The sequence below is a fragment of the Kiloniellales bacterium genome, assembly GCA_030066685.1.
GTDB lineage: Bacteria > Pseudomonadota > Alphaproteobacteria > Kiloniellales > JAKSBE01 > JAKSBE01.
Map to the genome: position 1 here is coordinate 1 of JASJBF010000006.1, position 11,895 is coordinate 11,895.

Sequence of the window (11,895 nt, forward strand, 5' to 3'; positions counted from 1 at the left end):
CCAGCCCTTCAGCGGCGTCCTAGAGCAGCCTGCGTTCACTTGAACGCGGATAAGCTGCTCTAGCTGCATGAAGTAGATCAAATTATCCGCGCTCAATTGATTCCAGTTGAGCGCAGTTTGATCTAGCCCTCAGACTTCTCCGCACCGGGGCCGCGCTCCAGGTAGCGGATCGCCATGTCGCGCAGGGTGACGATGCCGACCATGGTGCCCTTCTCGGTCACCAGGGCGCGGCTCAGGCGGAAACGGGTCAGGATGCGGATCGCGTACTTCACGTCCATCTCGACGTCGACGGTCATCACCGGCTTGGACATAACCTCGTAGACGCTGACCCGGTCCAGCGAGCGGTCCGGGCCGATGACCTGGCCGGCGATGTCGTGCACGGTGACCATGCCGTACTCGTCGCCGTCGTGGCGCCGGTCGATCACCAGCGAGCTGACGTCGTGCTCGCGCATGAGCTCGACCGCCTGGCGCGCCGTGGCCAGCCCCTCGATCGCCCGCGGCGCGGGGGTCATGACCTCCCGCACCCGGATGTAGTCCTGCGCCGTCCCGTTGGTCATATCTCGTCCTCGATCTCTCGCTGGATGGTCTCGATCTGGGAGCCCAGGCCGACCGCGTCTTCGATGTCGATCTGCACGGCCACGCCCGAGCCCGGCTCCCTCTCGAAGTCCCCGCGGTCCGCGATGCTTTCCAGTATATGCCGGCTCAGGTGGGCCTCGACCAGCAGCAGGATGACGTCGCGCTGGCCTTCCAGGGTCAGCCCCAGGAAGGTCTTGGGCGGGTCGAGCCCTTCGCCGCGGGCGCTGCCGATGACGGTACAGCCCGTGGCGCCGCCCTTGCGCGCCGCGTCGATGATGTCCGAGGTCTTCTCGTCGGTGACCATCACGACGATCAGCTTGAACTTCATTCTTCCCTCCTCGCTTCACTGGGGGGGTCCGTCGTCGTCTCCGGCCGGTCGGGCGGCAGGCGGCGGCTTTCCCGCCAGGCGCTGATCTGGGCGTAGCCCATCAGAGTCATCATCGGAAAGAGGCTGGCCAGGGCGATCAGGCCGAAGCCATCGAGCAGCGGGCTGCGCCCCGGCACCGTCGCGGCCAGGCCCAGCCCCAGGGCCGTGACCAGCGGCACGGTCACGGTCGAGGTCGTGACGCCGCCGGAGTCGTAGGCCAGCGGCACGATCATCTGCGGCGTGAACATGGTCTGGATCACCACGATGACGTAGCCCGCCATCATGTAGAGGTAGAGCGGCGTGCCGGTGACGATGCGGAAGGCGCCGACGGCGACGCTGGCCGCGACCCCGACGGCCACGGCGATCCTCAGGCCCCATTCGCCGATGCTGCCGCCGGAGACCTCCTTGGCCTTCCGGGCGACGGCGATCAGCGAGGGCTCGGCGATGGTGGTGGCGAAGCCGATCGCCGCGGCGAAGAGGTAGACCCAGTAATAGTCGGTCCAGTCCAGGACGTCGTCCGGCCCGTCGCTGAGAAAGGCCGGGTCGGTCAACTGCTGGGCCATGGTCCGGCCGAGCGGAAACAGCGCCTTCTCGAGTCCGACCAGGAACAGGGCCAGGCCGATCACCACGTAGACGAAGCCCAGCGCGACGCGCTTCAGATGGGGTATCGGCTGGCGCAGCACCAGAAGCTGGAAGACCAGCATGATGGTGACGATCGGCAGCACGTCGAGCAGCGTCCCGAAGAGCGCGCTCGCGAGGCCTGCGATCCAGCCGCCCGCCATGGCTCTAGACCACCATGCCGAAGATCAGCACGAAGATGATCGGAGTCAGGCTGGCGAAGGCAATCAGGCCGAAACCGTCGATCAGCGGGTTGCGGCCGCGGATCACCGTGGCCAGCCCGATGCCGAGGGCGGTGACCAGGGGAACCGTGATGGTCGAGGTGGTGACGCCGCCGGAGTCGTAGGCGATGCCGACGATCTCCTCCGGGGCGAAGCCGGTCAGGATCACGACCATCAGATAGCCGGAGATGATCAGCCAGTGGATCGGCCAGCCCTTGAGGATGCGCCAGACCCCGATCACCAGGGCGGTGCCGACCGAGACCGCGACGGTGTAGCGCAGCGCGACGGCGAAGCGTGCCTGCGTATCGGCGTCGTCAGCCGTGGCCCCGGCGGCGGCCATCACCCGCGCCGCCTCCTCGCTGACCGCGATCAAGGCCGGCTCGGCCACGGTGGTGCCGAAGCCGAGGCCGAAGGCGAAGGCCAGCAGCCAGAAGACGCTGCCCTTGCGGGCAAAGGCGCCGGCGAGCGCCTCGCCGAAGGGAAACAGCGCCAGGTCGAGGCCGCGGATGAAGAGCCCCAGGCCGAGCATGACCAGGAGCAGACCGACCAGCGTGTCGACCAGGTTGGGGAAGGGCTGGCGCAGGACCACGACCTGGAAAAAGGCGACGACCAGAACGATGGGCGCGAGGTCCCGGCTGGTCCCGGTGACCAGGCTCACGAGGGAGCGGAGCCCTGCGACCACCGTCACCGGCGCCTGCCCGCGCCGCGGGGCCCGATCCCCGAATGGCCGTCGTCGTCGCCTGTTCGCATCGAGATCCCCCCGCGGAGTCACGCTTCCCTTGGCGCGGCACTACCATAACCACAACGCTTAGGGACTCAATCGATAACCGCAATCCGGCGGCCGCTCCGCGGTCGGCCGGCGGGAATGGCGGGTGGCGGCACCGGAAAAGGCCGCGATTGCCTGCTTGGAGTCTTGCCGCTTGCGTGCTGCGGCGCTCTGACCGATTGTTGTGGTTGCGACGGAGATGGTCAGGGGCAGTCAGCGGTGGCTGTAGCGTTCTTCTGGGGCGGGCTGAGGCTTTGCCTGGGCAGTGTTTGCGGTGAAGTCCGAAGGTGGCAGTGCCCGGCCCTCGGAGTGGCGCTGGCTGCGCTGCTGTCCGCTTGCGGCATGACGCAGCAGGCCGAGCGGGCGGGGACCGAACGGCTGTACCGCACCGTCTACCAGGACATTGCCCAGGTCTACCTTGAGAAGATCGAGCTGCAGGACCTGGCGCTGGTCGGGCTTAGCACTCTGAAAAGCCACGACCCTGACCTTGAGGTCCGGCAGCAAGGCGAAGAGATCCTGGTTTCCGTCCCCGGCGCCAGTGCCGTCCGCTTCCAAGCGCCGGCGCGCGAGGACGCGGAAGCCTGGGGCAAGCTGATGAGCGAAGCCCTCGAAACCGGCCGGCAGGGATCCAAGAAGCTGCAGGCCGTCGCCTGGGCCGATATCAACGACGCGGTCCTGGAAAGCATGTTCGAAGAGCTGGACCGCTGGTCCTACTACCGCGGGCCGGAAGAGCTCCTGGAATGGCACGGCAAGAAGCCCGGCTTCAATGCCTCCATCGGGGTCGCCCTGAGGACGACTCATGACGGCGCGCGCATCATCGGCGTCACCGAAGAGGGGCCCGCGGAGGCCGCCGCGCTCAAAGATGGCGACCACATCTGGCGCATCGACGGGACGCCGGTCGCCGGTCTGGAACGCCGCGCCATCTACGACATGCTGCGCGGCCATCCGGGCACGCAGGTCAGGCTGATGGTCACGCGCTGGGGCCGGACGGACCTGGAGACGGTCACGATCACCCGCGCCATCGTCGAGCCGCGGCCCGTGCGATACCGCCTGTACGGCGAAATCGCCTATCTGCGCCTCATGAGCTTCGGCTCGGCGACGCTGGGCGCCTTGGAGGAGAAGCTCCGACAGGCCGAGCGCGATCTCGGGCAGCCGCTCAAGGGCGCCATTCTCGACCTGCGCAACAGCCCGGGCGGGCTGTTGGATATCGCGGTGCTGGTCGCCGACCTCTTCATAACCGAAGGGCTTCTGGTCTCCGTCGACGGGCGGCACCCCGACAGCCTGCAGTACTTTCCGGCGACCCCCAACGACCTGCTGGAGGGCCGGCCTCTGGTGGTCCTGATCAACGGCATGACCTCGGGCGGAGCGTCGATTGTCGCCGCTGCGCTCCAGGACGCCGGTCGCGCGGTCGTCCTCGGCAGCGCGTCCAACGGCCACGGCACGATCCAGACCGTCCTGCGTTTGCCGAACGGCGGTCAGATCGCTTTGACCTGGGCGCTGTACTACGCCTCGTCCGGTTATGCGATCGCCGGTCGAGGCGTCTTGCCGGATCTCTGCACCGCCGGTCATGGCGTCAACAGTGACGCGGTCCTCGGTCGCCTGCGCCGGGGTGACCTGCCGATCGACAAGTGGACGCAGCGCCGCTCCATAGACTACCGGGATGAGAAGGCGGTGACGGCCTTTCGCGCCGTCTGCCCGCCCAGCTACGACGTGCCCGACGTGGACCTCGACCTGGCCAAGCGCCTGCTGAAGGATCCGATGCTTTACCGTCTGGCCCTGGGCCTGTCGCAAACCGCCGGGCGGCGCAGCCGGTAGCGCCAGGCCGAACGCGTCGCGTCGCGGTGCTTGCCTGGCGCTATGCCTCGACCGCTTGACTCTCGAGGTGGGCGACCAGGTCGCCGGGCAGGGACAGTCGCGTGGCCAGGGCGTCCAGATAGGCCTGCTCGGCCGGATGGTCGGGGTCGATGGCCAGACGCGAGGCCAGGTAGAGCTCGGCCGCCTGTTCCGGACCCTCGGCCAGGCCGGCGATGTCCTGCAGGCTGGGCGGGCTGCTGAGCACGTCGAAGACGAAGGCCTTGTCCTCGGCGTCCAGGGGCAAGCGGCCGACGTGATCGAAGATCGTCCGTTGCTCGTCGGGCCCGATATGGCCGTCGGCGTTGGCGGCGGCGATCATCGCCATGACGAGGGCCAGCTCGAAGGGCTTGCCGTCCTTGGCCGGCGCCGCGGCCGGCAGGAACTTGGAGTCTGCCGGCGGCAGCTCCGCGGGTAGCGAGGGAGCCGGAGGTCCGGCCTGCGGTGCCTGCTTGCCCGCCTGCCAGTTCTGATAGGCGCGGTAGCCCAGGGCGCCGAGTGCCGCGGCGCCGCCATAGCCGACCAGGCCGCCGGCCAGCTTGCCAGCCTTCTTGCGCGCCTTCTTGTTGCCGATCAGCACCCCCAGCAGACCGCCCGCAGCCAACCCGCCGGCGACCCCGCCCAGGCCGCTGGAAGCGATCTTGCCCTTTGCGGCCTGCGCCGCTCCCGCGGCCTTCTGGCCCGCGTCGGGGCCGAGGAACTGTTCCAAAAGACGCTGTGGATCCATGCTCTACCTCCGTCAAACCACGAGGGTTACATGGGAGCGGGTCGGCCGGCCGGCAATACGATCCGGCACTGCGAACAACGGCGCCGGGCCGCGCCGACCTTGCCGTCTGCCCGACCCATCGGCCCGGAGCGCAAGGGAAGCCTTGAGATTTGGGGCGAGGCCGGTCAGGCGGCCGCGAAACCGAGGCGTCGCTGATAGATAAATCCAATCAAAACGGCGACTTGGCCCAGTCAAATCGCAGAACCCGGGACGGGAATCCTCGGCGCCGTTCCGGACCACGGCCAGAGCTCTGCGGGCAAAAAGGCCAGGGTCATGCGGGTCCTCGACCTCGCCCTGCGCAGATACAGGGCGCCTTTCGAGAGCACGCCGCGGCCTGGTGTGATGGTTTCGAAGTCCGACACCTTGAATGTGCCGGACTTTGGCAATCGGTCAGCCGACGTTGCCCTTGCCGATCGTCGTGCGGCGGCAGCGGATCTTGACGTATTCCCCGGGGCGGAGGTCGCGGCCGAGGGCGGTCTGGGCGAAGTAGGCCTGCGACTGCAGGGCGCAGGCGATCTCGTTTCGGGCCTCCGGGCCCTGGACGACCTCCAGCGCGTTGTTCGCATGGCAATCGCGCGGCGCCATGCCGGCGGCGCAGACGAGGATCAAGACCTTGAACATGAAGCGGCTCCTTGGCCGTGGTGAATTGCACCTTGGCTCGGATGTCCCGACGCTAGAGCGAGGAAATTAACGAATTCCGAATCTTTTAGCGTATGTCGAAGGTAATATATTTGCTCCCTGGCCGGGCAGCGACCGCACCGACTGCGGGTTCCGGCATGCCCGGCCCGAGACGGCGATCGGCATTGTCTCTCTTCCGTTCGCTGGCTAGGGTCGAACGAGAGCTTCCGGCTCGCCCTACCCGTGTGGCGGGCGGGCCGGAAAGGCCGCAAGCAGGGGAGGATCCATCATGCTCAGCCGTTTGGGCTTCGCCGTCGCCATGGTTCTGGTCGCCACCAGCGCCCGGGCGGACGGCAGGCTTTTCATCGTCGGCGGCAACGCCCAGAGCGACATTCTTTTCGACCGCTTCGTCGAGATCTCCGGCGGCAGCGACGCGAAGATCTGCATCTTCGGGACCAACAGCAGCGATCCCCAGGACTCACGCGACTTCTACGCCGGGCTCTTCGAGGACCGCGGGGCCCAGACCTTCCCGGTCGAGGTCACGATGCAGAACTCGGCCTGGAACACGGTGCCCTTCGAGGACGACTTCTTCACCTTCGATGATCCGGCGCAAGAAGTCCGCGAGACCGAAGAGCGGCTGACCGAGGATCCGGCCACCGTCGCCCTGGTCAAGGGCTGCAACGCGGTCTGGTTCGGCGGCGGCAATCAGAACCGCGGGACCTTCGCCCTCTTGAATCAGGACGGCTCGGACACCCCGGTCATGGCCGCAATCCGCAGGATCGTCGCCGGGGGCGGCGCCTTCGGCGGCACCTCGGCCGGTGCCGCGGTGCAGAGCGACCCCATGATCGTGAACGGCACCAGCATCGACAGCCTGAGCCTGCCGCCCGGGCCGCTGCGGGTCGGCACCTCGAACGGCTTTGGCCTGCTGCCGCCCGGCTTTCTGGCAGACCAGCACTTCCTCGTCTGGGGCCGCCTGGGTCGCCTGCTGGTCGCCATGGCCGACAACGGGATCCCGCAGGCCGTCGGCGTGAACGAGGACACCGCGGTCGAGGTCGACCTCGACAGCGGCATCTGGGAGGTCGTCGGCACCAGCCAGGCGCTGATCGTCGAGCTGGAGGATCCCGACGATCCCAAGGCGGCGATCGTTCACTTGCTCGGTCACGGCGACCGCTACGACACGAAGACCCGGCAGGTCACCTTCAACCGGGCGCTCAGCGACATCACCGACGATCCCTTTCTGCCGCAGGCGCCGATCTTCAAGCTCGGCGTCTTCAACGCCGACGTCATCCCCGAGATCATCACCCTGGCGGTCGACACCATCGGCGAGACCTCGGGCGTCGGCATCGACTTCCTCGGCAGCGACGATCCGAGCTACAGTGTCTACGGCGTGCAGCTGCGCTTCGCCCAGACCGAGACGACCGCGGCCTATCTCTGCTTCCGGAGCTGTCGCGGCGACAACCCGAACCGCAGCGGCAGCCTGGCCCGCTACAGCGTGAGCAACATGCGTGCGACCGTCGAGACCCTGGCCATCGCGGTGACCGAGGTCGACAAGCCGGAGACGGCGAGGGGCCGGATCCGCGCGATCAAGGACCTGATCAAGGCGGCGCTCGGTCTGCCGAAGCCCTGAGGGGGTTCGCGGGTCCGGGGTCCCTCACGGAGATCGGCGGCGCGACGGGCGGGTCGGAACCGGGCCTGAACCGGGGGACCGCGATATGATGAGAACTGCTTTTGCCGCAGCCGTGGTGGCCGTGGCCTTGCTCGGCTGCGCGACAGGCGCGGAGGAAACGCCTTCTTCGGAGCCCGACGGCGCGGCGACCTCGGTTGACGGCTTTTGCGAGTTCGGAGACTGCAGGCGGAGCCTGAGGGTGCGCCTCAAGCAAGCCGGGCAGGGCTACTTCGACCGAACCTATTGGAACCTGCCACCCGCGGTGCAACCGACCTTCATCAGCATCTATGCCGGAGAAACCCTCTACATCGAGGCGCAAGAGGGCGCGGAGCGGCCGGAGAAGCTCCGCCACGTCAAGGAGAAGCGGCATCCGGAACGAACAATCGAGATCGAGCTCACGCAGGAACCGGAAATCAGCGACGGGCTGGGCATGATTCTGGAGGTGCGCAATCCGTTTTCCCGGCCACTTCGCTACAACCTGAGCATCATGCCCTTGGATCGGGAAGAGATGTACCGGACCACCAGCTGTCCCTTGACCCCGGGCGGCTTCGGCATGGAGATCTGGCCGTTTCCGATCTTCGTGATCGCGATCGCGAACATGCGCTTCCTCGGTCCGGAGGGGCCGTTTCGCTGCGAATATTAGAGCCGGACTCTCCGGTCGAATCGAAGCGCGTCTGCGCGGGCTCTTCGCTTCCGGCGTCAGGTGAGGCTTCGCTCGGCACCGGTTTTGCGATCGGCGGCCGGCGGCCGGGCCAGTTTCGCGGTCTCCGGTGCGTTGCCGTAGCGGCGGTAGCGGAAGTCGGGCGGCGCCTCGGCGGTCTCCGCCGCCGCCAGCTCGGCCATGACGCCATGGTGCGGCGAGAGCTCGCAGGCCGGGTCTGTCTGGGCCGCGTCGCCGGTGATCGCGAAGGCCTGGCAACGGCAGCCGCCCCAGTCGACCTCGCGCCGCTCGCAAGACCGGCAGGGCTCCGGCATCCAGTCGACGCCGCGAAACCTCTGGAAGGCTTCCGAAGACTCCCAGATCTCGCGCAGGCTCTTGTCCCGCAGGTTGTCGAAGCTCAGCCCGGTGATGGTCTCGGCGGCGTGGCAGGGCAGCACCTGGCCCGAGGGCGTGATGTTGAAGAAGCGCTGGCCCCAGCCGCCCATGCAGGCCTTGGGACGGCGGGCGTAGTAGTCGGGGACGACGTAGTCGATCGCCAGGCCCGGATAGGTCTTGCCCGCTTCTTCGATGACGGCGAGGGACTCTGCGAGCTGCGCGGCGCTCGGCAGCAGGGCGGCGCGGTTCTCGTAGGCCCAGCCGTAGTATTGAACGTGGGCGATCTCGATCCGGTGGGCGTCGAGCGCCATGGCCAGCTCGAACATCTGCGGCAGGTGCTGCAGGTTTTGCCGATGCACCACCATGTTGAGGGTCAGCGGCAGGCCGGTCGCGCGGACCCAGCGCGCGGCTGCCAGCTTCTTCTTGTGGCCGCCGGCGTAGCCGCCGATGCGGTCGGCGTTGCCGGCCTCGCTGTCCTGAAAGCTGATCTGGACGTGGTCGAGGCCTGCGTCGGCCAGCGCTTCGACCCGCTCCTCGGTCAGGAGGACCGCCGAGGTGATCAGGTTGCTGTAGAGGCCGTTGCGCGCCGCGGTCTCGACCAGGGCCTCGAGGTCCTTGCGCACCGTCGGCTCGCCGCCGGAGAAATGGATCTGCAGGGCGCCGAGCCCGGCGATTTCCTCGAGCGCCCGCTGCCAGGTCTCGGTGTCGAGCTCGCCGGCCGCGCGTTCCAGCTCAAGCGGGTTGGAACAATAGGGGCATTGCAGCGGGCAGCGATGGGTCAGCTCGGCGAGGACGGCGATCGGCGGCTCGGGCTGGCTCATCCGGCCATGATTCCCTTGTCGGCCAGATCCTGCAGCAGGGCGGTCACGTCGCGCTCGATGACGTCGCGTTCTGCCTGGAACGTCGCGGCCAGGTCGTCGACGATCGCCTCGACCGTCGCCGCGCCGTCGCAGCGCTTGAGGATCTCGAGGGCGATCGGATCGGGATTAAAGATCCGCTCCGGCCCGAGCAGGACCCAGATGTCCCGCGCCTCATCGAAGCGCAGCTTGACCCCGCGCGGGAGGCTGGGCACCGAGGCGGCGGTGATGACGACACGCTCTTTCATGGCCGGGCGTCTCGGCGGCCGCGCCGCGGTGCCGAGCCTCTACTTGAGAGATCCTTGGGCAGAGACGGAAACGGCCCCGCCTGTGCGGGGCCGCTTACCAGAAATCGTCTGCGGTCTGTGCCTCGCCGGAACCTAAAGCTCGGCGCGGACGTAAGAATTGATCTCAAGACCGCAGGAAATCTCAACAACCTTCGGAGTCGTCCACAGCATCTGCTCTACCTCCCTCGGACAAGCCTCGGTTTATGCGACCACAGTTTGAACGCTGCCGGACCGGCCTTCGTCGCTCGACCGATCCTTGTTGGCTTGGCGGGGCGATGCGGCAAGCAGCCGCCCCAACGACCCTTCCGTGGCTCTTGACTCTATAGTGCATCGGGGAAACGCAGGCAAGCAGTTTGTAATCATTCTAATGATCGCCGCCACCTGATGCGACCTTGGGGATGGCGCCGCGGCTTTCTATTCCTGGCAGTCGATCCTAAAAAAGGACCGCCTGGTTCGGCGCAGCAAACGAGGCGACACCTCTTGCGCGACCAGCCAGCGATACTGGATCTCGTAGGCTTCGGCTTCCCGCTTCATCCAGGTTTCGCAGGTCCCGTCCTCGGTGAAGGTGCCCTCTTCCTGCTGCAGGTAGTGCACCAGCTCGTGAACCAGGATGCTTCTCTCCCAGGTGTCGTTCTGCGGGTCGAGACGATCGTCGAGATAGACGACCCGGCCCGGCGGAAACCAGCCCCGAATCTCGCAGGGCCGGTCGCAGGCCTGCGACTCGAGGTAGCTCTGCGATACGAAAACGACCTCGGGCGGACGCTCGGGCAGGGGCAGGCCGGCGATCGCGTTGATCGCCGTCAGAAGCTGGAGGACCAGGGCTTCGACGCTTGTCGTCATTGGGCGTCTCGACAATGATCGATTTCCCAAACACTCTAAGCACGGGGCTTGGCTTCGCGCAACGGCCGCTCAACGGCCCGTGGCCCTGGCCGATCGGGCGCCGGGCGGTGGGACTGTGCTAAGGTCGACGTGGGGAAGAGCCGCAGGGAGGACACCGGATGAGGCTGAAGAGCGTTCTTGCAAGTCTGTGCGCAGGTCTCGGAGCGATCGCCGCGCTGGTTCTGGTCGCCGCGCCGGCCGGCGCCAACGACTATCCGACGGCGGCACGCGCCGACTACGTCTTCGGCTGCATGGCCAGCAACGGCCAGACGCAGGAGATGCTGAATCGCTGCTCCTGCAGCATCGACGTCATCGCCTCGCTCCTGCCCTACGACCGCTACGTCGAGGCAGAGACCGTTGTGCGCATGCGCCAGGTCGGCGGCGAGAAGACGGTGATGTTCCGGGATTCGGCGATCGCCAAGGAAACCCTGGCCGAACTGAAGCGAGCGCAGGCCGAGGCGGAGATCCGCTGCTTCTGATGCCGGCTTAGGAGTCGCCGGCCGTGCCGATGGGCCAGCTTCGGGTGAAGACGGCGCCGTCGGTATCGCGCACCTCGACCGACAGCTCCTCCGACCCCTGTCTCGGCAGGAAGCTGAAGTGGATGCTCGGATCCTCGCTCAGGGAGATCGCGCCTTCCACCGTCATCAGGGTCTGCCCGGCGTAGGAGACCTTGATGTCCTGGACGAAGTGCGCCGGGATGTAGTGGCGGGTCAGCTGGTTCATCTGAAAGCCGGTGTAGTTGGGATGGCTGACCAGCAGCTGAACCTCCTGGGGCTGCTCGGGTTCTCCGGGCCGGCTCTGCTTCAGTTTCATCTTGCCGATCCTGGCCTCGGCCGCCGCCATGTCCTTCAACGCCGGCGCCGAGCAGCCGCCGGCCGCCTTGACGAACTTCTCGACCATGTGCAGGGCGCCGTCGCTGGTTTCCGCGATCACCCGCACGTTGGTGTACTCGTTGACCCGGATCCGGGTCGAGATCGTCGCCGTGCCCATCTCCGGGGTCAGGTTGAAGACCGCCGCGACCGGCGCCGGGTTCTTGTCGACGATCAGGGTCAGGGTCTTGATGTAGCGCTCGGCAGTCTGCGGGATCTCGGCGGCGATGGTGACCGGGACGATGGCCGCGTCGTAGGCCCTGTAGGGCGCCTCCAGGCCGACCACGCCGGCGCCCCCGGCGATCGGCCGCTCGCCGAAGAGAGTCTCGCGCAGGTCGGGCCAGGGATCGTCCTCTTCGCCGGCGGCCAGGGCCGGGGCGGCGGAGAGGGCGAGCGCGATAGCGGCGGCAGGGGCGAAACCGCGGGCCCAAACGGCGCTGCGGCGAGCTGGCGGCATGGCGTCTGACCTCTCGCTTCGGGTCGGGATACCCAGTTTTGTCAAGAAAGCTTAACAGAGC

General features: G+C 67.4%; 14 protein-coding genes. 4 read left to right on the forward strand and 10 right to left on the reverse strand.

Translation table 11 applies throughout. The annotated features are described in order from the left end of the window. Window positions 1–122: 122 nt before the first annotated feature. From QNJ30_05985 to QNJ30_06000, 4 genes are read right to left on the reverse strand one after another with little or no spacing between them, the layout of a single operon-like run. Complete coding sequence (locus tag QNJ30_05985) at window positions 123–557, reverse strand: CBS domain-containing protein (protein MDJ0942991.1); 435 nt, start codon at window positions 555–557, stop codon at window positions 123–125. Beyond that, window positions 554–904 carry a hypothetical protein gene (locus QNJ30_05990; protein MDJ0942992.1) on the reverse strand — a complete coding sequence of 117 codons (351 nt, stop codon included), beginning with the start codon at window positions 902–904 and terminating at the stop codon, window positions 554–556. The genes QNJ30_05985 and QNJ30_05990 overlap by 4 nt, the downstream gene beginning before the upstream one ends. Then, window positions 901–1,725: a DUF1538 domain-containing protein gene (locus QNJ30_05995; GenBank protein MDJ0942993.1), complete on the reverse strand. Its 825-nt coding sequence runs from the start codon at window positions 1,723–1,725 to the stop codon at window positions 901–903. The genes QNJ30_05990 and QNJ30_05995 overlap by 4 nt, the downstream gene beginning before the upstream one ends. A 4-nt stretch (window positions 1,726–1,729) precedes the next feature. Then, window positions 1,730–2,470, reverse strand: a complete 741-nt coding sequence (locus tag QNJ30_06000; GenBank protein MDJ0942994.1) for a DUF1538 domain-containing protein — start codon at window positions 2,468–2,470, stop codon at window positions 1,730–1,732. 177 nt (window positions 2,471–2,647) lie between these two features. Here QNJ30_06000 and QNJ30_06005 point away from each other — a divergent pair, with 177 nt between their 5' ends. Next, the gene (locus QNJ30_06005; GenBank protein ID MDJ0942995.1) at window positions 2,648–4,363 is read left to right on the forward strand and encodes a S41 family peptidase; all 1,716 of its coding nucleotides are present in this window, start codon (window positions 2,648–2,650) and stop codon (window positions 4,361–4,363) included. A gap of 40 nt (window positions 4,364–4,403) precedes the next feature. Here the strand turns inward: QNJ30_06005 and QNJ30_06010 are convergent, their stop codons facing one another. Further along, on the reverse strand, window positions 4,404–5,126 hold the full coding sequence (locus QNJ30_06010; protein MDJ0942996.1) for a tellurite resistance TerB family protein: 723 nt from the start codon (window positions 5,124–5,126) through the stop codon (window positions 4,404–4,406). Between the two features lie 429 nt (window positions 5,127–5,555). Next, window positions 5,556–5,786, reverse strand: a complete 231-nt coding sequence (locus tag QNJ30_06015; protein ID MDJ0942997.1) for a hypothetical protein — start codon at window positions 5,784–5,786, stop codon at window positions 5,556–5,558. A gap of 286 nt (window positions 5,787–6,072) precedes the next feature. On the opposite strand from QNJ30_06015, the gene QNJ30_06020 reads away from it, so the two are divergent. Both QNJ30_06020 and QNJ30_06025 read left to right on the forward strand, forming a co-directional pair. Further along, window positions 6,073–7,410: a cyanophycinase gene (locus QNJ30_06020; GenBank protein ID MDJ0942998.1), complete on the forward strand. Its 1,338-nt coding sequence runs from the start codon at window positions 6,073–6,075 to the stop codon at window positions 7,408–7,410. A gap of 121 nt (window positions 7,411–7,531) precedes the next feature. Further along, the gene (locus QNJ30_06025; GenBank protein MDJ0942999.1) at window positions 7,532–8,092 is read left to right on the forward strand and encodes a hypothetical protein; all 561 of its coding nucleotides are present in this window, start codon (window positions 7,532–7,534) and stop codon (window positions 8,090–8,092) included. 56 nt (window positions 8,093–8,148) lie between these two features. Here QNJ30_06025 and pqqE read toward each other — a convergent pair whose 3' ends face one another. From pqqE to QNJ30_06040, 3 genes are all read right to left on the reverse strand, one after another. Continuing rightward, window positions 8,149–9,306, reverse strand: coding sequence for a pyrroloquinoline quinone biosynthesis protein PqqE (pqqE, locus tag QNJ30_06030; GenBank protein ID MDJ0943000.1), 1,158 nt, complete (start codon window positions 9,304–9,306; stop codon window positions 8,149–8,151). Further along, window positions 9,303–9,590 carry a pyrroloquinoline quinone biosynthesis peptide chaperone PqqD gene (pqqD, locus tag QNJ30_06035; protein MDJ0943001.1) on the reverse strand — a complete coding sequence of 96 codons (288 nt, stop codon included), beginning with the start codon at window positions 9,588–9,590 and terminating at the stop codon, window positions 9,303–9,305. The genes pqqE and pqqD overlap by 4 nt, the downstream gene beginning before the upstream one ends. 453 nt (window positions 9,591–10,043) lie before the next feature. Continuing rightward, window positions 10,044–10,469: a hypothetical protein gene (locus QNJ30_06040; GenBank protein MDJ0943002.1), complete on the reverse strand. Its 426-nt coding sequence runs from the start codon at window positions 10,467–10,469 to the stop codon at window positions 10,044–10,046. A gap of 158 nt (window positions 10,470–10,627) precedes the next feature. Between QNJ30_06040 and QNJ30_06045 the strand changes: the two genes are divergently transcribed. Then, on the forward strand, window positions 10,628–10,987 hold the full coding sequence (locus tag QNJ30_06045) for a hypothetical protein (GenBank protein ID MDJ0943003.1): 360 nt from the start codon (window positions 10,628–10,630) through the stop codon (window positions 10,985–10,987). 7 nt (window positions 10,988–10,994) lie between these two features. Here QNJ30_06045 and QNJ30_06050 read toward each other — a convergent pair whose 3' ends face one another. Next, window positions 10,995–11,834, reverse strand: a complete 840-nt coding sequence (locus tag QNJ30_06050; protein MDJ0943004.1) for a quinoprotein dehydrogenase-associated SoxYZ-like carrier — start codon at window positions 11,832–11,834, stop codon at window positions 10,995–10,997. Between the last annotated feature and the right edge of the window lie 61 nt (window positions 11,835–11,895).

Bases quoted from the DNA above. Each gene is read 5' to 3' on its own strand.
- QNJ30_05985 (MDJ0942991.1), bottom strand. From the start codon at position 557: ATGACCAACGGGACGGCGCAGGACTACATCCGGGTGCGGGAGGTCATG.
- QNJ30_05990 (MDJ0942992.1), bottom strand. From the start codon at position 904: ATGAAGTTCAAGCTGATCGTCGTGATGGTCACCGACGAGAAGACCTCG.
- QNJ30_05995 (MDJ0942993.1), bottom strand. From the start codon at position 1,725: ATGGCGGGCGGCTGGATCGCAGGCCTCGCGAGCGCGCTCTTCGGGACG.
- QNJ30_06005 (MDJ0942995.1), top strand. From the start codon at position 2,648: ATGGCGGGTGGCGGCACCGGAAAAGGCCGCGATTGCCTGCTTGGAGTC.
- QNJ30_06010 (MDJ0942996.1), bottom strand. From the start codon at position 5,126: ATGGATCCACAGCGTCTTTTGGAACAGTTCCTCGGCCCCGACGCGGGC.
- QNJ30_06015 (MDJ0942997.1), bottom strand. From the start codon at position 5,786: ATGTTCAAGGTCTTGATCCTCGTCTGCGCCGCCGGCATGGCGCCGCGC.
- QNJ30_06020 (MDJ0942998.1), top strand. From the start codon at position 6,073: ATGCTCAGCCGTTTGGGCTTCGCCGTCGCCATGGTTCTGGTCGCCACC.
- pqqE (MDJ0943000.1), bottom strand. From the start codon at position 9,306: ATGAGCCAGCCCGAGCCGCCGATCGCCGTCCTCGCCGAGCTGACCCAT.
- pqqD (MDJ0943001.1), bottom strand. From the start codon at position 9,590: ATGAAAGAGCGTGTCGTCATCACCGCCGCCTCGGTGCCCAGCCTCCCG.
- QNJ30_06040 (MDJ0943002.1), bottom strand. From the start codon at position 10,469: ATGACGACAAGCGTCGAAGCCCTGGTCCTCCAGCTTCTGACGGCGATC.
- QNJ30_06045 (MDJ0943003.1), top strand. From the start codon at position 10,628: ATGAGGCTGAAGAGCGTTCTTGCAAGTCTGTGCGCAGGTCTCGGAGCG.
- QNJ30_06050 (MDJ0943004.1), bottom strand. From the start codon at position 11,834: ATGCCGCCAGCTCGCCGCAGCGCCGTTTGGGCCCGCGGTTTCGCCCCT.